Below are 22,941 nucleotides of genomic sequence, written 5' to 3' on the forward strand. Positions count from 1 at the left end.
GGCTCCCTACGATCCGAGGCATGGTGGGAGCGCTCCCACATCGGATTGGACAGGAGTAGTCATGGCTCGTAGACGGCCCCTTCCGGCGGCCCTCCTCACGGTGGCGCTCGCGACGGCCGCGGGAGCGGCCGCCCTCATCTCCTCGCCCGCCCAGGCCGCCGACTCGGTCTTCTACACCGACCCGCAGACCAACGCGGCCAAGTGGGTGGCGGCCAACCCCGGAGACAGCAAGGCCTCGGTGATCCGGGACCGGATCGCCGCCGTGCCGCAGGGCAGATGGTTCGCCAGCTACAACCCCTCGACGGTGCGCGGCCAGGTCGACTCCTACGTCGGCGCCGCGGCGGCAGCGGGCAAGATCCCGATCGTGGTCGTCTACGAGATGCCGAACCGGGACTGCGGCGGGCCCAGCGCGGGCGGCGCCCCCGACCACGCCTCGTACCGGGCGTGGATCGACCAGGTGGCGGCCGGGCTCGGCGGCCGGCCGGCGACCATCATCCTGGAGCCGGACGCCCTGGCGATCATGCCCAACTGCATGAACTCCTCGCAGCAGGCCGAGGTGCAGGCCTCCATGGCCTACGCCGGCAAGAAGTTCCGGTCCACCTCCTCCCAGGTCAAGGTGTACTTCGACATCGGCCACGACGCCTGGGTGTCGCCGTCGGACGCCGCGAACCGGCTGCGCGGCGCGGACATCTCCAACAGCGCGAACGGCATCGCCGTCAACGTCTCCAACTACCGGTCCACGCCCGGCCTGGTGTCGTACGCCAAGAGCGTGCTGTCCGCCATCGGCAACGGCAACCTGAAGGCCGTCATCGACACCAGCCGCAACGGCAACGGGCCGGCCGGCAGCGAGTGGTGCGACCCCGGCGGCCGCGCCACCGGCAACTGGAGCACCACCAACACCGGCGACTCGGCGATCGACGCCTTCCTGTGGGTGAAGCCGCCGGGCGAGTCGGACGGCTGCATCGCCCCGGCCGGCCAGTTCGTCCCGCAGCGCGCCTACGACCTGGCCATCGCGGCGCCGCCGCCCACCGGTGGCCCGAACCCGACGCCCACCCCCACTCCCACCCCGCCCGTCACCCCCACCCCGACCCCGACGCCCACCCCGAGCGGCCCGCCGCCGGGCTCGGGCTGCACCGCGACCTTCAAGTCGGTGAGCCAGTGGCAGGGCGGCTACCAGGGTGACGTGACGGTGAAGAACAACGGGAGTTCGTCCATCAACGGCTGGAAGGTCCAGTTCAATACCGGCGGGACGACGATCACCCAGCTGTGGAACGGCAACCTGTCCGGCAACAGCGGCAACGTCTCGGTCAACAACGTGAGCTGGAACGGCAACCTCGGCTCCGGCGCGACGGCGAGCTTCGGCTTCACCGCCAGCGGCTCTGGCAGCCCCGGCTCGTTCACCTGCACCACCTCCTGACACCCCCGCCGAGGATCTCCTGACGGTCCTCCGCCCGCCGGGCCCCCGCGTATCTCGCGGGGGCCCGGCCGCGTTCGCGGCGCGGAACCCGCCGCGGGGCCGGGCCCGGCCCCGCGGCTTCATCCTTCTCGCACCCCACAGGTTCGGCCTTCCTGCCGCCCGCGGGTTCAGCCTTCTCGCGCCCGTGGGTCCAGGCCCGCGTACGCCTTGCGGACCAGCGCGTGCAGCAGCGCGCGCTCCTGCTCGTCCAGTGCCGACAGCACCTCGTCCCGCACGCCCGTGGCCTCGGTGGTGGCCGCCGCCAGGGTGGCCCGCCCGGCCGGGGTGACGGCCACCCGGTAGCGGCGCCGGTCGGCGGCGTCCCGGGTGCGCTCGACGAGCTCCAGCGGCACCAGCACGTCCATGACGGCCACCAGATCGCTCTGGTCGATGCCCAGCCGTTCCCCCAGCTCCCGCTGGGAGGCCGGACCGAAGTCCGCCAGCGCGGCGAGCACGGCGAGATCCCACAGGCCGATGCCGTGGCCGCGGAGCCGCTCTCCCATCCGCCGCCGGCCGGCCAGCCCCACCTTGGCGAGCAGGAACGCGGTGATGCCGAGCAGCGAGGGCGGCAGTTGTGGCACTTCGGTCATGATGGCAGCATAGGTGTCGCCCAATCATTGGTACTCACCAAGGAATGTGATGGACGCTCTGTACCCCCGGCTGCTCACCACCCGGTTCGCCGACTGCTTCCGCTTCTACGACGGCGTGCTGACCGCGTGCATCGGAGCGCACCGCGCCGGCGGCACCGAGGACGGGCCGTACGCGAGCTGGGATCAGGGCACCGAGGGGGTGCTCGCCCTGCTGGACCGCGGCCTCATGGCGAAGGTCACCGGCCTGGACCTGTCCGGCGGGGACGGCACGGCGAGCCCGGCGGTGATGCTGGTGATCAAGGTACACGACGTGGAACGGGCGGCCGCGGTGGCGGCGGCGCACGGCGGCGAGATCGCCGTGCCGCCCGCCGACCGGCCCGAATTCGGCCCCACCGCCCGCACCGCCCACCTCCGCGACCCCGATGGCAACCTCGTCGAATTCCAGTCCTACCGAACCCCCTGAGAGCCGACCGCGTCCGCCGGACGGCTCGGCGAGGCGGGACCGGCCTGCGGCAGGACATCACGCCCGAAGGCGTAGCCGGGCAGCGAGATCGCTCTTCATCAGATAATCTGATGCCATGAAGGTGATGACCGCCACCGAAGCGTCGCGAAGCTTCGCCGCCGTACTCGACGACGCCGAGCACGGCGAGACGATCGTGGTGACCCGGGGCGGAAAACAGATCGCCGTGATCGGTCCGGCGCCCACCGCACCGGGTCGTATGGTAAAGGCATTCCTGGCCCGGAGTGCCGGGACATTGGACGCTGACTTCGGGACCGATGTCGCGGTGGCCCGCGAGGTGATCGAGGACGAAATGAGGGCCACATGGCCCGACGCCTGATTCTGGACACCGGGGTTCTGATCGCGGCCGAACGAGGGAAGGCGACCGTGGACACGGTGATCGGGGACGCGGACGACGTCGCGATAGCGGCGATCACCGTGGCCGAACTGCTTGTAGGGGTGGAACTAGCCGATTCCGCCCGGCGGTCCGCTCGACAGGCCTTTGTGGATGAGGTTCTTGCTCTCATCCCCGTGGAGGAGTACACGACGGATGTGGCTAGGGTCCACGCCCGCCTCATGGCACATGTCCGAAAAGAAGGTAAGTCACGTGGCGCCTATGATCTGCTGATCGCGGCAACGGCCGCGACCACCGCCCGAACAGTGATCACGATGGACGCGTCGGCCGCCTTCGACGACCTGCCCGGGGTCCACGCTCAGGTGGTTCCTCGCTGATCGAACGAACCACCGTCTCCTGATTCCCCATAGCTTGATCTTGCCGGACATGCCCTAGCATTTCCGCCATGCAGCCGCCTGTCCCGCCTGCCCAGTGGCAGCAGCAGCCGCCGCCCGGTCCGCCGGGGCATCTCGTCCTCGACATCAGGCGGCACGCGCTCGGCTTCATGCTCAGGATGATCTCGCCGATGATCATCCTGAACGGGTACCCGATGCTCGGCCGGTGGGGCCGGAACGTGATCCCGCTCCCGCCGGGCCAGTACCACCTGCATGTCCATCTGCCGTACGTCATGCCCCAGCGGATCGGCCCGGCGGACCTGACCATCTGGCTGCAGCCCGCCATGGCCCTCGACGTCGAGTACCGCGCCCCGCTGTGGGCCTACGCCCGGGGCGCTCTCGGCCCGGCGCCGCAGCCCTGGAACGGGAAGGGGTGCTTCATCCCGCTCCTGGTGCTCCTCGTCATCATGCTGACCCTCCTGCTGGCGCTGTTCCTGGCGGCGCTGCTCTCCGTGTGACCCGCCCGCCGCACCGCGCGGGCGAATCTCCCGGTGACCCGTTCGGCCTCACCGGGCGGGCGGACGGACCCCGACCCGGAATCGGGACGCCGATCCGCCGGCCTGGTGGTCGGTACCGTGCCGGGTCCGGCCGGCCGGCTCCGCCGGGCGGGCGCAGAGATACGGCCGGGCGAGGACCAGCGCGGCGGCCGTCAGCAGCATCCCGAGGTACACCGGTGCCAGGTGCCAGAAGTCGGTGTAGCCGATCCCCCAGTGCACCAGCACCGGCGGCAGGTAACCGGCCGCCGCGGCCCCGGCCAGCGACCACCAGACCCAGGCGTGCCCGCGGCGCCACCCCCAGGCGCTGAGCAGGGTGACCGCGATCCCGGTGGCCAGCAGCGCACCGCCGAACCCCGCCCGGTCGTGCGCGACGAACGCCGGCAGCCGCGGGCTCGTCCCGTGCAGGCCGGCGTGTGTGGTGCCCAGGAAGACCAGGTCGCTCGGCACGAACACCCGGGTGAGCGCCACGAACGAGATCACCACGCCGCCGATCGACAACCCCGCCCCGGTGACGATCAGGAGCAGCTGGCCGGTCAGCGATCTGCGCCGCTCGGACTCCGGTCCCTCCGCCATCACGGCCCGCCGCAGCCGGTCCGGCGTGCGGCGGACGGCCGGCACGAACATGGCGAACAGCACGATGGCCGCCGCGGTGTGCAGCGGCTCCACGAACCCGAAGCGCAGGAAGTAGAACAGGGTGAGGAAGCCGACGATCCCGGAGGCCAGGTAGGCGTCGCGCGCCCACCGCGCGCCGGAGCGGATCCCGCCGGCCGCCAGCCCGACGTAGAGGACGCCGAGGGCCACCATCGTGCCGGCCATGGTGAGCCGGTCGTGCCGCAGGAAGCCGACCAGGTGCCGGTTCGCGTCGTGCAGCCGGTGGACGTCGAGGCCGAGGAAGTCCTGGTCGTACCAGAGCAGGACCGGGCCGAGCGTGATGGCGGCCGCACCCAGGCCCGCGGCGGCCAGGCCGGCGCCCACCCAGGTCCCCCACCACCAGGCGGGCCGGTGCCGGAGGCCATCGCCGGCCCCGGTCCGGCCGGGAGCCGGTCCGACCGGCGTGGCCGCCTCGGCGACCCGCTGGAACCAGCCCGGCCCGGCCGCCAGCAACACCGCCGGAGTCGCCAGCACGGCCTTACGCGGATCATCCAGCGCGGCCAGCGCGGCGGCGACGGCCGGGTCGTCCAGGACGGCCAGCTCCGCGTCGTCCGCCAGCACGGCGTCGACGTGCGGCGCGAGCGCCGCGGCCACCGCCGGATCGTCGGTCCGCGCCAGGACGGCGCACCGCCGGCCCGCGGCGGCCCGGCGGACGAGTTCGACGTCCTCCCGGCCGACCGGGGCCACCACGATCAGTCCGGCACCCTGGACGGACAGCGCGCGCACCGCGTCGCGGGCCGTCGCCGGCGACACCAGCGCGCCGATCCGCGCCGGGACGGCGACGCCCGCGACGGTCCCGGCCAGCTCGGCCGGCGGCGCGGTGTGGGCGAAGGCGCCGCGGATCAGCCGGCGGCCGCCGGGGAGCGAGCTCAGGCCGGCCAGCGCCCGCAGCGCCAGCCGCTGGGAGTGCCGCTCGCCCAGCAGCGCGCCGGCCAGGCCACGCAGCGGGTGGTAGGTCCAGTCCGGCATCAGCCCGCCCTCCCCGGGGTCGGCGGCCGCCGGGCCGGCCTGGCGCGGCGCAGCGCGGTGTTCACGGCCCGGGTGGCGAGCGGGCCGAGCCCGTCGAGCACGTCCAGCAGGGCGCCGAGGTGGTCGAGGGCGGCGAGCGCGGCGCCGGCCGCCGCCGGGTCGGCCCCCTCGTATAGCTCGATGCCGATGAAGGCGGCCGCCACCGCGTGCGCCAGCCCCGGCACGTCGGCGATCTCCGCCAGCGGCGTCCCGGCCAGCACCCGGTCCAGGACGCCTTCCAGCTCCCGGGTCCACAGGCGCAGCGCCGCGCCCGCCGCCGCGGCCAGCGCCGGATCGCGCTGCGCCCCGGCCAGCACCTGCGCGAGCACCATGACGTTCCCCGCGTCCCGCTCGGCCGCGTGCAGTTCGCGCCCGACGGCGAGCAGCTCGCGCAGCGACCGCACGCCGGCGAACCGCTCGTGGTAGGCCGCCACCCGCTCGGCCGCCGCGGTGGTGCACGCCTCGGCCAGCAGCCGGTCGACGCTGCCGAAGTGGTAGAAGATCAGCGCCTGGTTCACCGCCGCCTCGGCGGCGATGGTGCGGGCCGACACCCCCGCGATGCCCCGCGAGCGCAGCGTCTCGATGGTGGCCGCGACGAGGCGCCCCTTGGTGTCTCCCGCCTGCCCGGCCACCCTGCCCCCCCCGTTTAAGCGATCGCTCAAGCAAGGCTAATCGATTTTGAGCGTCCGCTCAATACGATCGAGAACGCACCGGCGAAGGCCTCACCTCGGCTCACCTCTTGAGGAGCCCATCCCGCCCGTGTCATGGTCGACCGCATGGATCATGCGCACGGGCCGGAGGCCGCGAACCTCCCCTCGGGACCGCCGCCCGCCTTCGAGTTCGACGTGGTGCTCGGCGGCTATGACCACCACGCGGTCCACCATCTGATCCACCGGGTGGAGAAGACCTTCGCCGGTACGGCCGACGACCAGGAACGGGTCACGGCGGACTTCATCCGGGGCGTCACGTTCAAGCGCAAGGTCCGCGGCTATGACCGCCACCAGGTCGACGACGCGCTGGAGGAGTGCGCCCGGCTGCTGGAGGGATGAGGGCGCCGTTCAACGGCCCGGTAGCGGGAGTCCCATCCGGGTGGCGGCGCCGTCCAGCAGGACGTCGAGGCCGTGGCGGAAGCGGTCGCGGGCGGAGCGGCCGGCCAGCAGGCCGGCGAACACCTCGACCGGGTCCTGGCCGCCGAACAGGGCCTCGGTGTGCGGGAACTCGCCGGTGGCGTACAGCGCCTCGGCGTACCGCCGGGTGGCCTGGAACATCTCGTCGGTGAAGGTCTCGTTCGCCGTGGACATCTCCGCGGCGCGCAGCACATTGCCGTGCACGTAGTCGTCCACCAGCGCCAGCAGCGCGAACTTCTCCGCCGTGCCCAGCGTGGTGCCGGTCAGCGCGGCCAGTGACTGCTCGAAGTGCCGCATGCCGTTCGGGCCGGGCTGCGCGTTCTGCAGGGAGTGCAGCGCCCAGGGGTGGCGCATCAGCACGTCCCAGGTGCGCAGCGCCACCTCGGTGAGCGCGTGGTACCAGTGGTCCGGGAACTCGCCGGCCGGGATCAGCACCTGACCCATGATCGCGTCGTCCATCAGCGCGACCAGCTCGTCCTTGTTGCGGACGTAGTAGTACAGCGTCATCGTGCCGGCGCCCAGCTCGGCGGCGATCCGGCGCATCGAGACGGCGGCGAAGCCCTCGGTGTCCGCGATGGCCAGCGCGGCCGCCGCTATCTGGTCGCGGGTGAACTTCGGCCGGCGGCTGCCCGGCGCCGGCCGGGTCCAGATCAGCGCCTGATCATCACCGCTTGCCATTCGTACACTGTACCGTTACCGTTTTTCGTACGCCGTACCAAAGATAGGTACGTCGTACGAACAGATGGGTGGTGTCATGACCGACATCGAGGTGCTCATCGCCGGCGCCGGCCCGACCGGGCTGACGCTGGCCTGCGAGCTGGCTCGGCGCGGCGTCCGGTTCCGCATCGTCGACCGGGCGGACCGGTTCCCCGGCGGATCACGCGCCGACGGCGTGCAGCCGCGCACTCTGGAGGTGTTCGACGACCTCGGGATCATCGACCCGATCCTGGCCGCCGGCGACCTCGGCACCGAGATACGCGCCTACCAGGGCAGGGAGGTCGTGTGGACCGGCCGGATGAGCGAGCCCGCCGAGCCCACACCGGCCGTGCCGTACCCGAACCTCTGGTTCGTGCCGCAGTTCCACACCGAGCGGATCCTGCGTGACCGGCTGGCCGCCCTCGGCGGGCGGGTGGAGACGGCCACCGAGCTGGGCGACTTCACCCAGGACGAGGACGGCGTCACGGCGGTCCTGGCCACCGCGGGGGCGGCCGAGAACGTCCGGGCCCGGTACCTGGTGGGCGCGGACGGCGCGCGCAGCACCGTGCGCAAGCGGCTCGGCGTCCCCTTCCCCGGCGAGACCGACGACAGCGGCACCGTGCTCTTCGCGGACGCCCGGGTGGACGGGGTGAGCCGCGACCACGGCCGGATCTGGCAGGCCGGAGACGGCGTGGTCGCGCTGATCCCGCTGGCGGGCAGCGAGCTGTTCGTCGTCACCACCCGGCCGCCGGAGAACGCCGCCGAGCCGATCCGCGACCACCTGCAGCGCCAGATCACCGAGCTGTCCGGCCGGGCGGACATCGTGGTGCGCGAGGTCACTTGGCACACCACCTGGCGGGCCAACACCCGGCTGGCCGAGCGCTTCCGGGACGGCCGGGTGTTCCTGGCCGGGGACGCCGGCCACGTGCACCCGCCCACCGGCGGCCAGGGCATGAACACCGGCATCCAGGACGCCTACAACCTCGGCTGGAAGCTCGCCACCCCTTCGCCGCCACTTCTCGACAGCTACCAGCCGGAGCGGATGGCGGCGGCCCGGGCCGCACTGGACCTCAGCACCCGGCTGCTGGACAAGCACCGGCGCGGCGACGCCGACGCCCACGTACGCGGGCCCGAGGTGCACCAGCTCACCCTCGGCTACCGCGGCGGCTCGCTGTCCCGCGACGACCGGGCCGAGCCCGGGGCGGTGCGGGCCGGCGACCGGGCCCCGGACGCGCCGGTGACCATGCCGGGCGGCCGGCCCGGCCGGCTGTTCGACCTGTTCCGCGGCCCGCACTGGACCTTGCTCGGCTTCGGCGCGGCGCAGGCCGGCACCGTGGCGGCCCTCGGCGAGCGGTACGGCCCCGCGCTGCGCGCGCACACCGTGGTCCGGCCAGGCGAGCCCGCCGGCGGGGCCGCCGTGCTGGACGGCGACGGGCACGCCCACGCCGGCTACGACGCGGCCGGCGGCACCCTCATGCTGGTCCGCCCGGACGGATACGTGGGACTCGCCGCGCACCCCGGGACCGCGGACCAGGTGATCGAGTACTGGACGGCACTGTACGGCGCGAGTACGCCATCATCACCCGACACATCGCAGGTTTCGCTTACCTAGAGTCACGGTAAACATACTCTCGGTAAACAGCCGCAACCTCCGAGAGGACCGACATGAAACGAGTCGCCTTCGTCTCCGCCGCCACCGCCGCACTGGTCGCGATCATGGGCAGCGCCGCCTTCGCCTCGCAGTACGTGGCCTACGAGGGCCCCGGCTTCAGCGGCCGGTCGGTGACCATCGACAAGTGCGGGACGTCCAACATCCCGTTCCACGGGTCGTACAAGTGGTACGGCGACGGTCAGAGCGGGCGGATGTACAACCAGCCGAACGCCGAAGGCGTGATGCACTTCGAGCTGGCGTCCAACCGCTACGCCGAGCAGCGCACCCCGGTCGGCTGGCAGAGCATCTTCATCGTCTGCTGACCATCCGGCGGCGCCCGGGCGTCGTCGAGCGCGCCAGGCCCGGCGCCCGGACCACCGGGCGCCGGGCCTTTAGCGCGTCCCCGGCCGGGCAGGTCGCCCGGCGGGCGAGGTCACCGGCAGGTGGCCCCGTTGAGCTTGAAGGAGGTCGGCGCGGGGTTGGCGCCGGTGTTCGTCGCGGTGAAGCCCAGGGTGACGCTGCCACCGGGGGCGATGTCGCGGTTCCACGACAGCGCGTTGGCCGACACCGCCGAACCGGTCTGCGACCAGTCCGCCTGCCAGCCGGAGGTCAGGCGCTGACCCGGGTCCGGGAAGGTGAAGGTGAGCCCCCAGCCGTGGATCGCCGTCGTCCCGGTGTTGGCGATGGACATGTACGCCGTCATACCGCCGAACCAGTCATAGGTGTTGTACGTCACCTTGCAGGCGACCGACGGCGTCGGAGTGGGCGACGGGGAAGGGCTGGGCGGCGGGAGGACGTCGTTGTAGATGGTGACCTGGATCGACCCGGACGGCGGGCTGTCGGCACCCCACCGGTCCACGGCCACCACGTACAGGGTGGCGATCCGCTTCGGCTCATAGCCCGGCGGCCAGGCCACGGTGAACTGTCCCTCGGTGACGTCCGGCCCGAAGGTGGCGACCTTGACCTTGGTCCCGTTGCCCTTGTCCTCGTACACCTGGTAGCAGGCGAGCCCGTCCGGGTCGCTGGCGGGCGCCCAGCGCAGGCGCACGTAGATGTTGATGGCGCTCACCAGTTCCGGCGTGCCCGGCGCGGTGGGTGGCGTCAGCGGCGGGCTGCTAGGCGGCGGGGTCCGCGGGTCGTAACACGGCCACCCCAGCGTCGGCGACGGGCTCGGACTGCCCGGCGGCGTCGTCGTGGTCACCCCGCGCACGGCCTGGCCGTCGGCGGCGCTCGCCACCGCCGGCACCAGGAAGGCCGCGGCGACCGCCGTCGCGACGGCCCACGCCGCGGCCCATCGTCCCTTCATGAACTCCCCCTCACCTGCCTTGCCGGAAACCGTCCCGGCACGAGCGTGGAAGGGGAACCGCGGCCGGTCAACGGCGGGCCCGGGCGACCGGACCGGCCGGTGGAGTGCGGGCAGGTGGCGGCCCGCGGCACCCCCGTCACCATCGGCGACCGGATGAATCTTTCAGGTGATCACCCGCACGCCCTGGCGAGCGACCGGTCCCCCTCCGGGGCCGGTCCCCCGCAGCAGCGGACTCAGGCGCGGGCGGGTCGTCGATGTTCGGTGTGCTCGGTTGCTCCGCTGCCTGCTATGACCGGGCCGAATCTTTCATCGGCATCCACCAAGGCAATCGCCTGCTTTAACGGTTCATCCAGCCGAAATGTTTCACCCATTCATTGACATATTTCGAGCGGATGTCCAGACTCCTGCGCAGGCCGGCCCGCCGCACCCATGCCATCTCGGCGATCAGCGTTCCAGTGGAGGAACAGACATGATCGACAGTGTCGTCCCGCCTGGCAGTCCCCGCCGGCGTCCGTCCGCCGTCCGCAGGGCCCTGGTCGCGGGCGCGGCCGGCGTCCTTGGCGCCGGGCTGCTCGCGGGCCTGTCGTCCCCGGCCCGCGCCGCCGACTGCAGCGGCGGTTACGTCGGGCTGACCTACGACGACGGGCCCAACCCGAACAACACCAACAACCTGCTGAACACGCTCCGGTCGAACGGCCTGCGCGCGACGTTCTTCAACATCGGGCAGAACGCGCAGAACAACCAGTCACTGGTCCGCGCCCAGCAGGACGCCGGCATGTGGATCGGCAACCACAGCTACACCCACCCCTACCTGACCCAGCTGAGCAGCTCGCAGGTCCAGTCCGAGCTGCAGCGCACCCAGCAGGCCATCCAGCAGGCCACCGGGACGGCGCCCAAGCTGTACCGGCCGCCCTACGGCTCGACGAACGGCACCGTGAAGTCCATCGCCCAGCAGCTCGGCCTCACCGAGATCATCTGGGACGTCGACTCGCAGGACTGGAACGGCGCGAGCACCGCGCAGATCGTGCAGGCCGCGGGCCGGCTGCAGAACGGCCAGATCATCCTGATGCACGACCAGTACTCCACCACCGTCCAGGCGATCCCGCAGATCGCGGCGAACCTGCGGTCCCGGAACATGTGCGCCGGCATGATCTCCCCGGCCACCGGCCGGGCCGTCGCCCCCGACGGCGGCAGCAGCCCGCCCCCGTCCAGCCCGTCACCGTCCGGCTCCCCGTCCGGCCCGCCGCCCGGCGGCTCCTGCACCGCGACGCTGTCGGCCGGCCAGCGCTGGGGTGATCGCTACAACCTCAACGTCGCGGTCTCCGGGTCCAGCAACTGGACGGTGACGCTGACCCTGCCGTCGCCCGCGCGGGTGATGACCACCTGGAACGTCAGCGCCAGTTACCCGAGCTCGCAGGTGCTCGTCGCCCGGCCGAACGGCAGCGGCAACAACTGGGGCCTCACCATCCAGCCGAACGGCAACTGGAACTGGCCCACCGCCAGCTGCAGCGCGAGCTGACACCCCTCGCCCGGCCGGCACCCGACCGGCCGGGCCGGCCTCTACGTCCGCTTCGCCGGCGGCTCCCGGGCGAAGCGGACTCCGCGGAGGAAGCAGGGTTCCTCCCGGGGTGGCCGGCCCCGACCGCGCACGCCACCTTCCGGGCGACCGCGGCGGCGCCGGCCACCCCGCCCTCGATCGGATACCTGCGGACCCCGGCCGCTCACCAGGACGGCCGCCCGCGCGTCCGCGATCAGCCGGCCAGCGCGCCGCTCTTCACCCCGCCGACGAAGGCCGCCCAGGCTTCCGGCGCGACGGCCAGCGCCGCCCCGCCCGGAACCTTGCTGTCCCTGACCCCCACGACCCCGGCCACGTTCGCCGCCACCTCGACGCAGTTACCGCCCTCGTCGCCGCTGTAACTGCTCTTGCGCCATTCAGCGTTCCGAAGATCACGCATAGGTCTTCACCGCTTCCTCGATTAGCCTGAGCGACTGTCTGGACGGTAGAGCTTCGGCCCTGATCGCGTCATATCGCTGCATGAGCCGGACCAACCTCGCCCGATCGTACAGAGTCCGCCCGTGCGGCTGCCCTTCAACATACGCTGCCTGAGGAACCCCATTTCGCTCCGCTACGATGAAACCACCGACCATCCCACAGTGCGCAGAGGACGCGAACGGGACTATTTGTATGGTCACCATAGGATGACGGGAAACTTCAAGCAGGTATGTGAGCTGCGCGCAGGTTAATGTGGCACTTCCGATAACTCGCTGGATAACGACCTCATCCATGATAACGATTAGGTCGGGCGCATCTGCACGCCGCAGGATAGCCTGCCGATGCATACGGTTCGCGAGGCGTTCCTCCAGCTTCTCCGCTGTTACGCCGGGAGACGAGCCGAGGATCTCCCGTGCGTACGCCTCCGTCTGGAACAGACCAGGCACGATCACCGGCTCCCAAGTGCGCAACCCGCTGGCATCCTGCTCCTCTTCCAGGAACGGACGGATGTGCTCGGGGGCTTCCTTCCAGAGGGTTCGCGTGTAGAAGCCCAGCATTACACCGTCCAGCCCCAGGGCGTTGTCGCACTCGCGAGCGAACTCTTCGGACGGTGAACGCCGCATCGTCTCGACCATGGCGACCTGCGACCCGGAGAACTTCATCCGCGCACCGAGAGCGTCCTGGGTGAGCCCGGCGGCCGCCCGGAATCGGCGCAGCTCGAAGGCGAACAAGGCACGCGGCGACTCGTTAGGGTCTATTTCTCGCACACGAGACAAACCGCACCATCCATCCAAGCCGGGGGAATCGTAGCGCGTTCACGTATGCTCACAGGATTGTGGTGGTCCGTGAGCCGGAACGTCTATCGATGGTAGCTCTCCGTCGCCAGCCTGATAAGGCGAAGTCGCCAGGACAGGGCGGCCATTACGACGGACGAGAGGGCGGGCGGATGCGAAAGGGAAGGCTGCTCGGCGCCATCGAGCTGAAGGGGACTCCGGAATCGGCCGGACTCGCACGGACTTTCGTGAGCGATAAACTCGGCCAAACCCACCCGGCGCTGGACGATGTGACGCTGCTGGTATCCGAAGTGGTGACGAATTCCATCGTCCACTCGGACTCGGCGCACGGCGGGAAGATCACCGTCGTTCTGGCCGACTGCCACGACTTCGTCCACGTCGACGTGGTGGACGCGGGCGGCGGAGACGGGCCGCACCTGCGGGACGACGAGTCCGGCGAGGGCGGGCGGGGCCTGCACATCGTGCACATGCTGGCCCATCGCTGGGCCGTCCGCCGGCACGCCACCGGCCGCACCCTCTGGTTCCAGGTCGCCTACCAGCGCGGCAGCGGCGACCGGACCTCTCAGGCAGGCACCGGATGCGCGCCGGGTGCCGGATGAGCGCGGAAGCGCGACGCCGGACGGTCGGACAACACGAGAGGCCCGCCCAGGAATTCCGGAAGGCGGGCCTCTCGTGCCGGAACGGCGGTTTTCGAACCGGGCGCGGTACGGGTCGGCTGTTATCCGCTGGCGGTCAGCAGCCCTGCCGGAACTCGATGGTCACCGGGACGGTCTGGGTCTCCGTGCCGTCCGAGACCCACAGGTCGGGGGTGTACACCCCGACCGGCGCCGGGGCCACCGTCACCTGGACGAGCGCCAGAATCGTCCCGTCGTGGTTGGAGCCGGGCAGGATCGGGTTGCCGCCCACGCTGGTGGAACCGGGGGGCAGGTTCTTGATGCCGGTCGAGAGGGTCGTCGTCCAGCTTCCGCTCATGGGCACCAGGAAGTACGTTCCCGGGTGGCCGTACTGCGGGGAGACGCAGATCCGCTGGCCGATGTCGAGCAGCGTCCAGGTCGACGAGGCCGTCTTCGTGGCCGCGCCGGCCGGCAGGGCGCCGGCCAACGCCAGCACCAGCCCGGCAGCCACCCCGAGTAACAGTCTGAGAATACGTTCAGTCGATCTCACGGCTACCTCCTGAAACGTTTGCGCGGTGGATGTTCACCGTCAGGCGCATTATTGACCGTTTCAAGTATCTTGAGAAGCAACCCACCGCACTGTGAGACGCCCCGCGGAACCGGCAGTCGGGCTTGAACTCACTCACCCGGCGATTACGCACACAGTTCAGCGCGCCAATGACGTCCTGACGGCCGCAGCGCTTCCCTGCCCATACTGCAGGTCAGCTGATGGTGGCCTTCCACCGGCCGCGCCGGAGATGGATCGTCCCGTCGGGGGTGACGCGGACGTTCGCCCCGTACAGCGGCAGCGACCCTTCCCACAGCCATTGGTCACGAGCCGCCTCGACGAGGTCCCACAGGCGGCGTGGCCCGCCCTGGTGCACGGTCGGAAGATCGCGGCCGGTCTGCTCGGCCCGCGCCCAGGACCCGTCCGGATGGACCAGGGCCGCGATCCGGGTATCGCCGGCCTCCCGGTAGCCGTGCTCGACGCCGGGTGCCATCACCTCCACCATGGACCGCAGTTCCCAGGCGTTCTCCTCGATGTCGATCACGGGGAACCGGCCGGTGGAGATGTCCTCACCGTCAACTGTGAACGCGGACTCCATCAAGTCGGCCAGGCCCGGCGGGTAGTCGGCGCCCGTCCTGGTCTTCATGAACATCGCCCAGTCGCGTTCCACCTGGCCGGCGGCGCCCCCGTCGTGGGTCTTGGTGGCGGACACGATGAGCGAGGTCCCGGCGATGGTGGTCGTAAGCCGGCCACCCGGGTTGAGCGCGCTCAGCCACGAGGCGGGGATGGGCCGCACCGACACCATCGCCACGATCCGATCGAACGTCCCCGGGATCTCGCCGGTGGCGTCCACCGCCGAGACGCGCGGGTGGTAACCGATCTCGGCCAGCCGCTCCCCGGCGGCAATCGCCAGGTGGTCGTCCACGTCGATGCTGGTCACCTGGTCGGCGCCGAACCGGTGGCACAGCAGGGCGGTGCCGTACCCGGAGCCGGTGCCGACGTCGAGCACGGTGTCCTTCTCACCGATGCGGGCGTGCCGGTACATCTGCACCACGAGGGTCGGCAGCGTGCTGGAGGAGGTCGGCCGCCCGGCCGGTTGGTCATCCGTGCCGGCCCGGTCGGCGTGCAGCGTGCCGACCCGGGTGACCAGCGTGCGGTCCCGGTAGGCCGCGGCCAGCCACGCGTCCTCGTCGGCCGGGCCGTACCGGCGCTCCCAGTGGCTCTCGCTCCAGGTCCACCAGGCGGGCACGAACCGGTGACGAGGCGTGCCGGCGACGGCGTCCCGCCACCGTGACCCGGCGTGGGTGACCCGACCGGCGAGACGCTGGGCATGAGGTTGCCAGTCCATGAGCTCAGTCTCCTCTGCCGAGCCCCACGAGCAGGCCAGGCAGGGACGGCATCGGCCGATCTCGACGAGCGGGACCCACAAGCACGTGGCCTGGCCGAACGGGATGGTCGGCAGGTGTGATCCCGAACGCCGCGCACCAGGGACCCGCGGCTTCAGCTGGCGCACCGCTCACTGGTGGACGTGGGCGCGCTGTCCGTCGCGGTCGAAAACCATGATCAACTCGGCCGGGCCGTCCAGGGCGGTGAACGCGTGCGGGACCATGGTCGCGAACTCCGCCGCCTCCCCCGCGTCGACGTCGATCTGCCGCTCACCCAGCCACAGCCGCACTCGTCCCTCGAGCACGAGGAACCAGTCGTGGCCCGGGTGTACCCGCTGGCCGGGCGACACGTCGGACGGCTCGAGCCGCATCTTCACCGCGACCATGCGGCCGTCCGGACGGCTCAGCGGCCACGTCGTCCGGGTGCCGCTGCTGTGCGCGACCGGACGGATGACGACGTCGTCGTCGGTGGGCGCCTCGAAGAGCACATCGAGACTCATCTGCAGCGCGTTGGCCAGCGGCACGAGCACGTCGATGCTCAGCGTGCGCTTGCCCGTCTCGACGCGGCTGATGGTGGACGGGCTGAGGTTGGTGCGCTCGGCCAGCTCGTCGAGGGAGTACCCCAGGGTGGTGCGCATGCTGCGCAGCCGCGAGCGCGCCAGGGCCTCGATATCGGTGACTCCATTCACGCCTCCATCATGGCACGCCTTGCAGATTCTGCAAGTCTGCTTGCCAAGACCGCCGGGCGCTGTACCGTCGAGACCATGAGAGACCACCCCACGCAGACACCCCGTTCAGGGCACGCTGAGCAGCACGTCGGCCATGCGCACCACTCCACTCTTGAGCGTCATTGCGACGTCGCCGTGATCGGCGGCTCGGCGGCGGGACTCGCCGCCGCCCTGCAGATCTCCCGCCAGCGGCGCGGCGTCATCGTGGTCGACGACGGCACCCCGCGCAACGCCCCGGCCGCGCACATGCACGGCTTCTTGGGGCACGAGGGCATCGCGCCCGGCGAGCTGAGGGTCGCCGGACGCGAGGAGGTTCGCAGGCACGGTGGGGAGGTGCTCTCCGGCCGGGTCGTCGGGGTACACCGTCGCGATGACGGCCGGTTCCGGCTCGACCTCACCGGCGGGCACGCGCTGGTGGCCCGCCGCGTCCTCGCCGCGACCGGTCTGTCAGACGAGCTGCCGGCGATCGACGGCGTCGCCGAGGGATGGGGGCGCGGTGTGATCCACTGCCCGTTCTGCCACGGCTTCGAGGTGCGCGACCAGCGCCTGGTGCAGATCGTCACGCATCCCTGGGGACTCCACCCGGCCCCGCTGTTCCGCCACCTGACCGACCGGTTGACCGTCGTGCTGCACGACCCGGCCGGGCTCGACGAGGGTGCCGTCGAAGCCCTCGCCGCCTCCGGCGTCACCGTCGAGCGCGGCGAGGTCCGCCGGGTCCGCACCGGGCCGGACGGCGCGGTGTCCGCGGTCGAGCTCGGCGACGATCGTGTCCTTGAGGCCGACGCCGTCGTGGTCGGCCCGCGGTTCCGGGCACGCGCCGGCGTGCTGTCCGGGGTCGGGCTCGCCGCCACCCCGCACCCGACCGGCGCGGGCGATGTCCTCACCGTCGATCCGCGCGGTGAGACCGCCGTACCGGGGGTCTACGCGGCCGGCAACATCACCGACCCGAGCCTGCAGGTGCTGCCGTCGGCCGCCCAGGGCAGCCAGGTCGGCGCCATGATCTCCTTCAGCCTCGCCGAGGAGGATCTGCGCGCGGCCGTGCGCCATTCGGGCGAGGAGGCCGACTGGGACCAGCGCTACGGGGGCCGCGACCGGGTGTGGAGCGCCAACCCCAACGGAACGCTCGTCCACGAGGTCACCGCGCTGCCCCCCGGCCGGGCGCTCGACGTCGGAACCGGCGAGGGCGCCGACGCCCTCTGGCTGGCCGAGCACGGCTGGAAGGTGACCGCCACCGACATCTCCGGCAACGCGCTCGAGCGAGTCCGCGCCGAAGCCGGGCGCCGGGGACTCGACGTCACCCTCGTGCGCGGCGACGCCAACGATCCCGCCCCCTTCGGCACCGAGACCTTCGACCTGGTCTCGCTGCAGTACGGTTCTTTCAAGCGCACGCCCGACCAGCGCGGTCTGCGCAACCTGCTCGCCGCCGTCGCCTCCGGCGGCACGTTGCTGGTCGTGCATCATGACCTCACTCCGCTGCGCGAGCCGGCGGACGTGGCGACCCAGACCCGGATGTACGACCCTGAGGCGTTCGTCGGGGTCGACGAGGTCGCCGCCGCACTCACCGCCGACCCCGGCACCTGGCAGGTCGAGATCCACGAGACCCGGCCACGGCCCCCGGGCGCCGCCAGCACCCACCACGTCAGCGACGTCGTGCTGCGCGCGACCCGGCGAGCGGTCGTCTGATCGGCCGTGCGGTACGAGCCGCTCACCGGACGGCACCATCGTGCCGGCGGACCTGGCCGGCAGCACGCTCGATGCCTTGGTGGGAGCCGTCAAGAGGTGGGGCGGATGCGTGAGTGCCGGGCCTGGAACCAGTCGGTGGCGATGTCGGTTTCGGTGATCCGCCCGATCAGCGCCAGGGCGGAGCTGATGCTCTCGTCCGGTTCCACGGCATCGGGGCCGCCGAACTCACTGATCTGAAAGCGCAGCCCGTCCATCAGATGGTCGAGCGCGTGCGGATCGTCGCCGAACCGTAGCTCTGGACAGGTCGGCTCGAAGGAGACGACCATGCGCCCATCGCGCGCGTACTTGAAGTAGTCATGGCCCGTGATGCCCATGCTGAGGCTGAGGGCCTCACGGCCGGCCTCGGTGATGGACAGCAGGAACGCATCGTCGTCACGCGCCGGCACGATGCCGATCCAGCCGTTGACCTCGGCCACCCAGAGTGATTCGTCGTCGTAGTGGCGTTCGAGGAGCTCGCTCAGGTAGCAAGGGGTACGGGTGATGAGGTCCAGGGAGAAGGCCGGGGCAAGGGCGTCGATGCCGGCGCCTTTGATCCAGACGGCGCTGAATCCCAGTGTCCACAGGTCCTTCTCGTCCATCTCGTCCACCTCGGCATCGAGTCCTTCGGTGAAGATGGTCGCGACCAGAAGGTCGTGCAGATGGCTCCGTGACTGCATGGTCGCCTCTCGACAGGGGCGTCCGGTAAGACGCCCGCGGGTTAGGGAGTGTCCTGCTCGTTTCTGAAGACGTTGCAAAACGGAATTCCACCGGTGGCCGGGCCGCCGGGCGCCGCGTCGGTGCATGCGGCCGGCTCCACCGTCCGGCTCCCACGGACGGGCGTTCCTGCCTGACGGTCGAGGCCGTTCACGTGATCGCTATAGCGATCAAGGTACCGGCAGGCTAGGACAAATCTGTCGCTCTATGAGGTTTGCCATGCGCTATGGCGCACGATCAGTAACGTGGTCACCATGAGCGCGGGATCCGACGCGTACGCCGATCTGCATCGCCTCATCGACCGGCTGACGCTCACCCAGGTGAAGGCCTTGCACGCCGTCGCCCTGGAATTCATCAGAACCGCGCATCCCGCGCAAGAAGCGGCCGCTAGGGCCGGCGGGTGAGGAAGTCGTTGATGAGGCGGTCGTAGCGGGGGCGGTCCACGTTCCAGGCCTCGGTGTGCTGCCCTTCCGCGAACTCCGCCAGCCGGGCGTCCCAGCCGAGGCGCCGGGCGACGGTGATCAGGTCGCGGGGTTCCTGGATCGGGTGGTCGGTGTCCGGGACGGTGTGGATCAGCAGCAGCGGCGGCCTGATCCTGGGCGGGTGGTGGATCAGGCTGAGCCGGTCGGTGTCGATCCCGGTACGCCACTCGATGATCGGCTTGGCCAGGGCCGTCATGAAGGCGGGCAGGTGGTGGTTCCGGGCGGCCTGCTCGGCGGTCATCCGCACGTCGATCATGGCGGCGTCCAGCACGACCCGGTCGACCAGGCTCGCGAGCGGTGACCGGGCCAGGAACTGGCCGATGATCTGGCCGCCCATCGAGGTGCCGTACAGGATGAACCGGCGCGCGCCCAGGGTCTGGGCGTGGCGCACGGCGGCGGCCAGATCGCGCCATTCGGAGTCGCCCAGGTGGATCAGCCCGTCGGGCGAGGGCGGCGCGCCCTCGTCGTTGCGGTAGCTGATGTCCAGGAACGGCAGCCCGAGTCCATGTACGACGGGCAGCACCTTCAGCTCGGCCTTCCGGCGCCCGTTCTGGCCGTGTACGGCGACCACCCAGGTGGAGCCCTTGCCGGGCACGTACCAGGCGGGCGCCGGCCCGAGCTCGGTGGGCACCATGACCTCGGTGTGGTCGATGCCCCACGCGACCTTCGGGTCGCCGGGCGGGACGTTGCCGAACCAGCCCGGGGTGCCCTGGGACGGCGTCGGGCCGCGCAGCACCCGCCGGGTCACCCGGTCCGGCGCCTGGGACACGATGTCGCCGAGCATGGAGTAGGCGCCGGTCCACTCCAGCCAGTACGTGCCCGGCTTGCCGGTGTCGGGGGTCCGGGTCAGGGTGACCAGACCGCCTCGGGCGGCGAGCACGTAGGTGTTGTACGCCCCGTAGTGCTCGACCTTCGTCGCCTGGTCGGCGGCGGTCCAGGCGCCGAACCCCGCCGCCGCGACCGTGACGGTGAGGACCGCGACGGCCGTCACCCGTAATCTCCGCCTCAGCCGCTCAGACATGGACGCCATCGAGGACCCTCCGCACCGTACGCTCGCACAGCCGCCGGAAGCCGGCCTCGTCCAGGCCGATCCGGCCACCGTGGTAGAGTTGCACCAGCCCCTGGACCGGCGACGTCAGGGCGAGGGCCACCTCCAGCGGGTCGTCCGCGCGCAGTGCCCCGGCCCGGATGCCCTCCTCGGCGAGCGCGACGACCTGGGTGAAGGCCGGTGATCCGCCGCCGGCGAAGTCCTCGGGGAACCGGCGGGCGCGTTCCCGCCGCTCGGTCATGAGGAACGTGTACAGGTGCGGCCGTCCCAGCGCGAAGTCCAGGAAGTCGTGCATCAGGCCGGACAGCCGGTCCGCCCAGGGACCGTCCGGGCAGCGGCGTCCCCACCCGTCGGCGAGTTCCCGGAAGGCCCGGTGGGCGACGGCGTCCAGCAGCGCGTCGCGATTGGGGTAGTGCTTGTAGGTCGCCATCGGGGACACCCCGACCTCGTCGGCGACCCGTCGCATGGTCACCGCCCGGGCGCCCTCGCTCACCAGGATGGCCTGCGCGGTGTCGGCTATCTTCCGCGCGGTCTCGGAAATCGGCATGTATACACAGTAAACCATGGAGGTGTACGTCGTACACCTCGATCGGGCCGGCCACCCATCCGGCTACCGCGATCACTACGCACCAGGCCCGGAGCGGCCGGAGGAGGACGGGAACGACGTGCCGGATCCGGCACGCTTCCAGGCTTCGATAGCGATTGTCGCGCCTGACCGGAAGTACCTGTCATGCCGACCGAATACCGAGTAGTCTCCCGGTATGCCAGCGGAGATGACGACGATCAAGGTACCCAAGAGCCTGCGTGACCGGCTGAACGCCATCGCCGACGAACGGGGCCGCGGGACCACGCTGGCCGACGTTCTCACCGAGCTCATCGCCCGGCACGAGGTGGAGAAGACCCGTGCCCGGCTGGCGTATCTGGAGACCGTCCAGGCGGCCGAGGCCGACGAGGCGGGCATGGCCCGCGCGGCCCGCCGGGCGGAGAACGCCGCCAGGGTGCTCCGGGAGCGCGAGGCGCGCCGGTGATCCCGTTCGGATATGTCCTGGACGACACCGTCCTGATCGAACTCGGCCGGTTCGATCTGGACCTGCACCGGTTCATCCTCATGTTGGATCAGGGGCGGGTACGCACCGGGGTGCCGGCCATCGCCCTGGCGACGGCCGAGGCGATGCTGTCGCCCGACCAGCGCCGGCTGATCCGGGGCATGATGGAGGCGCTGGAGAACATCCATCTGGAGGTCATCGCCTCGGCCGCCGAGGCCGAGCGCCTGTCGGAGGTGCTGGCCCAGATGGAGCAGCCGCCGGACATGGCCGCCGCGCACACGATCGCCGTCGCTCAGCATCTCGACTGGCCGATCCTGACGATGAGCACGCCGCGCTGGGAGGCGGTGAAGGCGCACCTGCCCTGGCGCCTGGAACTCGTGCATATCCACGATCTGGACGACTGATCCCGGTGACGCCCCGGCCGGGTACGCTCGCCGGGTGAGCACTCACTGGCACGTCGTGCTGCCGCCGCCGCGCGCCTGACCGGGCGCACGGCACCTCCGTCTCGATCGTCGACCTCGACCGGCCCGCTGGGCGGTCCGAGGACGCCGTCGTGCGCCCGTCACGGATCAGGTCCCTGACGAGCTCACGATGAAAGATCACGACTGTGCTGAATCGCACGACATCTCGTACTTCCGCGCGCCCGGCGACCGCCGGCCCGCGTCCCGCGCGCGCCGGCCTGCTCGGCGGCCCCGTGCCCATCCTCACCGCCGCCGTGCTGTGGGGCACCACCGGGACCGTCGCGTCCCAGGCGCCGGCCGGCGCACCGGCGGCGGCCGTCGGCTGTGCCGGTCTCGCCCTCGGCGGCATCCTGCTGTTCCTCACCTCACGCGGCGCCCGCGCCCTGCTCGCCGCCTGCACCCGCGGCGAGCGGTGGCTGCTCCTCCTCGGCGCGCTGACCGTGGCCGGGTATCCGGTCACCTTCTACCCGGCGGTGGCCCGGACCGGCGTGGCGGTGGCCACGGTGATCGCACTGGGTGGCGCGCCGGTCTTCACCGGGCTGCTGGCCTGGATCATCGGCCGGGCGCGGCCCACCGCACGCTGGACCACCGCCACCGCGGCCGCCGTGCTCGGCTGCGCCCTGCTGGTGCTGGGTCCCGGGCTCACCGGGCAGGCCACCCCGATCGACCTGACCGGCGTGCTGCTCGCCGCCGCCAGCGGACTGTCGTACGCCGGGTACGCGCTGATCGGCGGCAGGTTCATCACCCGCGGGCATTCCTCCGACGCGGTGATGGGCGTGCTGTTCGGCGGCGCCGGGCTGCTCGTGCTGCCGGTGGTGCTGCTCGCCGGCCCGCACTGGCTCGCCACCGGGCGCGGCGCGGCGGTCGCCGGGTATCTCGCGCTGGTCACCGTGCTGCTGTGCTACCGGCTGTTCGGGTACGGGCTGCGCCGCACGCCGGCACCGGTGGCCACCTCGCTGACCCTCGGGGAGCCCGCGGTGGCCGCCGTCCTGGGGGTGACCGTGCTGGGGGAACGCCTGCCGGCCGTCTCCTGGTGCGGGCTGGCCGTGCTCACGTTCGGCCTGGTCCTGCTGGCCGTCCCCACCCGGGAGCGAAACAGGCGGCACTGATCCCCGCTTGAGGCGACGGGCGTCCACC

Annotated in this window: 28 protein-coding genes; 15 read left to right on the plus strand and 13 right to left on the minus strand. The window is 71.5% G+C overall.

Going from position 1 to position 22,941, the window contains the following annotated elements:
- The first annotated feature begins 61 nt into the window (after positions 1 to 61).
- The gene (locus Sru01_RS12705; protein ID WP_203984482.1) at positions 62 to 1,417 is read left to right on the plus strand and encodes a glycoside hydrolase family 6 protein; all 1,356 of its coding nucleotides are present in this window, start codon (positions 62 to 64) and stop codon (positions 1,415 to 1,417) included.
- 167 nt (positions 1,418 to 1,584) lie between these two features.
- Here the strand turns inward: Sru01_RS12705 and Sru01_RS12710 are convergent, their stop codons facing one another.
- Entirely contained in the window at positions 1,585 to 2,046 is a 462-nt protein-coding gene (locus Sru01_RS12710; protein ID WP_203984483.1) for a MarR family winged helix-turn-helix transcriptional regulator, read from the minus strand.
- Between the two features lie 49 nt (positions 2,047 to 2,095).
- Here Sru01_RS12710 and Sru01_RS12715 point away from each other — a divergent pair, with 49 nt between their 5' ends.
- The 4 genes from Sru01_RS12715 (at position 2,096) to Sru01_RS12730 (ending at position 3,792) form a co-directional block, all read left to right on the plus strand.
- Complete coding sequence (locus tag Sru01_RS12715; RefSeq protein WP_203984485.1) at positions 2,096 to 2,509, plus strand: VOC family protein; 414 nt, start codon at positions 2,096 to 2,098, stop codon at positions 2,507 to 2,509.
- Positions 2,510 to 2,624: 115 nt separating this feature from the next.
- Positions 2,625 to 2,885, plus strand: coding sequence for a type II toxin-antitoxin system Phd/YefM family antitoxin (locus tag Sru01_RS12720; protein ID WP_203984486.1), 261 nt, complete (start codon positions 2,625 to 2,627; stop codon positions 2,883 to 2,885).
- Complete coding sequence (locus Sru01_RS12725; RefSeq protein WP_203984488.1) at positions 2,870 to 3,277, plus strand: PIN domain-containing protein; 408 nt, start codon at positions 2,870 to 2,872, stop codon at positions 3,275 to 3,277. The genes Sru01_RS12720 and Sru01_RS12725 overlap by 16 nt, the downstream gene beginning before the upstream one ends.
- A gap of 68 nt (positions 3,278 to 3,345) precedes the next feature.
- Entirely contained in the window at positions 3,346 to 3,792 is a 447-nt protein-coding gene (locus tag Sru01_RS12730; RefSeq protein ID WP_203984489.1) for a hypothetical protein, read from the plus strand.
- Between the two features lie 48 nt (positions 3,793 to 3,840).
- Here the strand turns inward: Sru01_RS12730 and Sru01_RS12735 are convergent, their stop codons facing one another.
- Entirely contained in the window at positions 3,841 to 5,451 is a 1,611-nt protein-coding gene (locus tag Sru01_RS12735; protein ID WP_203984490.1) for a hypothetical protein, read from the minus strand.
- A complete protein-coding gene (locus tag Sru01_RS12740; RefSeq protein WP_203984491.1) occupies positions 5,451 to 6,122 on the minus strand; it encodes a TetR family transcriptional regulator in 672 nt (223 codons plus the stop codon). The genes Sru01_RS12735 and Sru01_RS12740 overlap by 1 nt, the downstream gene beginning before the upstream one ends.
- 144 nt (positions 6,123 to 6,266) lie before the next feature.
- Here Sru01_RS12740 and Sru01_RS12745 point away from each other — a divergent pair, with 144 nt between their 5' ends.
- Entirely contained in the window at positions 6,267 to 6,539 is a 273-nt protein-coding gene (locus Sru01_RS12745; RefSeq protein WP_203984492.1) for a DivIVA domain-containing protein, read from the plus strand.
- A 9-nt stretch (positions 6,540 to 6,548) separates the two neighbouring features.
- Here Sru01_RS12745 and Sru01_RS12750 read toward each other — a convergent pair whose 3' ends face one another.
- On the minus strand, positions 6,549 to 7,295 hold the full coding sequence (locus Sru01_RS12750; RefSeq protein WP_203984493.1) for a TetR/AcrR family transcriptional regulator: 747 nt from the start codon (positions 7,293 to 7,295) through the stop codon (positions 6,549 to 6,551).
- A 76-nt stretch (positions 7,296 to 7,371) separates the two neighbouring features.
- On the opposite strand from Sru01_RS12750, the gene Sru01_RS12755 reads away from it, so the two are divergent.
- Together Sru01_RS12755 and Sru01_RS12760 are read left to right on the plus strand one after the other, a co-directional pair.
- The gene (locus Sru01_RS12755) at positions 7,372 to 8,925 is read left to right on the plus strand and encodes an FAD-dependent monooxygenase (protein ID WP_239137362.1); all 1,554 of its coding nucleotides are present in this window, start codon (positions 7,372 to 7,374) and stop codon (positions 8,923 to 8,925) included.
- Positions 8,926 to 8,978: 53 nt separating this feature from the next.
- On the plus strand, positions 8,979 to 9,287 hold the full coding sequence (locus tag Sru01_RS12760) for a MiAMP1 family antimicrobial peptide (protein WP_203984494.1): 309 nt from the start codon (positions 8,979 to 8,981) through the stop codon (positions 9,285 to 9,287).
- Positions 9,288 to 9,397: 110 nt separating this feature from the next.
- Here the strand turns inward: Sru01_RS12760 and Sru01_RS12765 are convergent, their stop codons facing one another.
- Positions 9,398 to 10,270 carry a cellulose-binding domain-containing protein gene (locus Sru01_RS12765; protein ID WP_203984496.1) on the minus strand — a complete coding sequence of 291 codons (873 nt, stop codon included), beginning with the start codon at positions 10,268 to 10,270 and terminating at the stop codon, positions 9,398 to 9,400.
- Positions 10,271 to 10,739: 469 nt separating this feature from the next.
- Here Sru01_RS12765 and Sru01_RS12770 point away from each other — a divergent pair, with 469 nt between their 5' ends.
- Complete coding sequence (locus tag Sru01_RS12770; protein ID WP_203984497.1) at positions 10,740 to 11,789, plus strand: polysaccharide deacetylase family protein; 1,050 nt, start codon at positions 10,740 to 10,742, stop codon at positions 11,787 to 11,789.
- 232 nt (positions 11,790 to 12,021) lie between these two features.
- On the opposite strand, the gene Sru01_RS12775 is transcribed toward Sru01_RS12770, so the two are convergent.
- Together Sru01_RS12775 and Sru01_RS12780 are read right to left on the minus strand one after the other, a co-directional pair.
- Positions 12,022 to 12,225, minus strand: coding sequence for a DUF397 domain-containing protein (locus Sru01_RS12775; RefSeq protein WP_203984498.1), 204 nt, complete (start codon positions 12,223 to 12,225; stop codon positions 12,022 to 12,024).
- Positions 12,218 to 12,994 (minus strand): helix-turn-helix domain-containing protein, encoded by a 777-nt coding sequence (locus Sru01_RS12780; RefSeq protein WP_203984499.1) that lies wholly within the window; start codon positions 12,992 to 12,994, stop codon positions 12,218 to 12,220. Before Sru01_RS12780 ends, Sru01_RS12775 begins: the two co-directional genes overlap by 8 nt.
- Positions 12,995 to 13,209: 215 nt before the next feature.
- Here Sru01_RS12780 and Sru01_RS12785 point away from each other — a divergent pair, with 215 nt between their 5' ends.
- On the plus strand, positions 13,210 to 13,656 hold the full coding sequence (locus Sru01_RS12785; RefSeq protein WP_203984500.1) for an ATP-binding protein: 447 nt from the start codon (positions 13,210 to 13,212) through the stop codon (positions 13,654 to 13,656).
- A 133-nt stretch (positions 13,657 to 13,789) separates the two neighbouring features.
- Here Sru01_RS12785 and Sru01_RS12790 read toward each other — a convergent pair whose 3' ends face one another.
- From Sru01_RS12790 to Sru01_RS12800, 3 genes are all read right to left on the minus strand, one after another.
- Positions 13,790 to 14,221, minus strand: a complete 432-nt coding sequence (locus Sru01_RS12790; protein ID WP_203984501.1) for a DUF5980 family protein — start codon at positions 14,219 to 14,221, stop codon at positions 13,790 to 13,792.
- Between the two features lie 211 nt (positions 14,222 to 14,432).
- Complete coding sequence (locus Sru01_RS12795; RefSeq protein ID WP_203984502.1) at positions 14,433 to 15,566, minus strand: methyltransferase domain-containing protein; 1,134 nt, start codon at positions 15,564 to 15,566, stop codon at positions 14,433 to 14,435.
- Between the two features lie 168 nt (positions 15,567 to 15,734).
- A complete protein-coding gene (locus Sru01_RS12800; RefSeq protein WP_239137363.1) occupies positions 15,735 to 16,292 on the minus strand; it encodes a helix-turn-helix domain-containing protein in 558 nt (185 codons plus the stop codon).
- A 75-nt stretch (positions 16,293 to 16,367) separates the two neighbouring features.
- Here Sru01_RS12800 and Sru01_RS12805 point away from each other — a divergent pair, with 75 nt between their 5' ends.
- Positions 16,368 to 18,014, plus strand: a complete 1,647-nt coding sequence (locus tag Sru01_RS12805) for a bifunctional NAD(P)/FAD-dependent oxidoreductase/class I SAM-dependent methyltransferase (RefSeq protein WP_203984503.1) — start codon at positions 16,368 to 16,370, stop codon at positions 18,012 to 18,014.
- An 89-nt stretch (positions 18,015 to 18,103) separates the two neighbouring features.
- On the opposite strand, the gene Sru01_RS12810 is transcribed toward Sru01_RS12805, so the two are convergent.
- A complete protein-coding gene (locus Sru01_RS12810; RefSeq protein ID WP_203984504.1) occupies positions 18,104 to 18,730 on the minus strand; it encodes a DUF6461 domain-containing protein in 627 nt (208 codons plus the stop codon).
- Between the two features lie 282 nt (positions 18,731 to 19,012).
- Here Sru01_RS12810 and Sru01_RS12815 point away from each other — a divergent pair, with 282 nt between their 5' ends.
- Positions 19,013 to 19,171, plus strand: coding sequence for a hypothetical protein (locus Sru01_RS12815; protein WP_203984505.1), 159 nt, complete (start codon positions 19,013 to 19,015; stop codon positions 19,169 to 19,171).
- On the opposite strand, the gene Sru01_RS12820 is transcribed toward Sru01_RS12815, so the two are convergent.
- Positions 19,155 to 20,240 (minus strand): alpha/beta hydrolase family protein, encoded by a 1,086-nt coding sequence (locus tag Sru01_RS12820; RefSeq protein WP_203984506.1) that lies wholly within the window; start codon positions 20,238 to 20,240, stop codon positions 19,155 to 19,157. The two genes, Sru01_RS12815 and Sru01_RS12820, sit on opposite strands and share 17 nt — an antisense overlap.
- 22 nt (positions 20,241 to 20,262) lie before the next feature.
- Entirely contained in the window at positions 20,263 to 20,844 is a 582-nt protein-coding gene (locus tag Sru01_RS12825) for a TetR/AcrR family transcriptional regulator (RefSeq protein ID WP_203984507.1), read from the minus strand.
- Positions 20,845 to 21,070: 226 nt separating this feature from the next.
- Between Sru01_RS12825 and Sru01_RS12830 the strand changes: the two genes are divergently transcribed.
- The 3 genes from Sru01_RS12830 (at position 21,071) to Sru01_RS12840 (ending at position 22,913) form a co-directional block, all read left to right on the plus strand.
- Positions 21,071 to 21,325 (plus strand): hypothetical protein, encoded by a 255-nt coding sequence (locus tag Sru01_RS12830; protein ID WP_203984509.1) that lies wholly within the window; start codon positions 21,071 to 21,073, stop codon positions 21,323 to 21,325.
- The gene (locus Sru01_RS12835) at positions 21,322 to 21,747 is read left to right on the plus strand and encodes a hypothetical protein (RefSeq protein ID WP_203984510.1); all 426 of its coding nucleotides are present in this window, start codon (positions 21,322 to 21,324) and stop codon (positions 21,745 to 21,747) included. The genes Sru01_RS12830 and Sru01_RS12835 overlap by 4 nt, the downstream gene beginning before the upstream one ends.
- 203 nt (positions 21,748 to 21,950) lie before the next feature.
- Positions 21,951 to 22,913: a DMT family transporter gene (locus Sru01_RS12840; RefSeq protein WP_373869517.1), complete on the plus strand. Its 963-nt coding sequence runs from the start codon at positions 21,951 to 21,953 to the stop codon at positions 22,911 to 22,913.
- Positions 22,914 to 22,941: the final 28 nt, after the last annotated feature.

This window comes from Sphaerisporangium rufum (genome assembly GCF_016863395.1).
Lineage (GTDB): Bacteria > Actinomycetota > Actinomycetes > Streptosporangiales > Streptosporangiaceae > Sphaerisporangium > Sphaerisporangium rufum.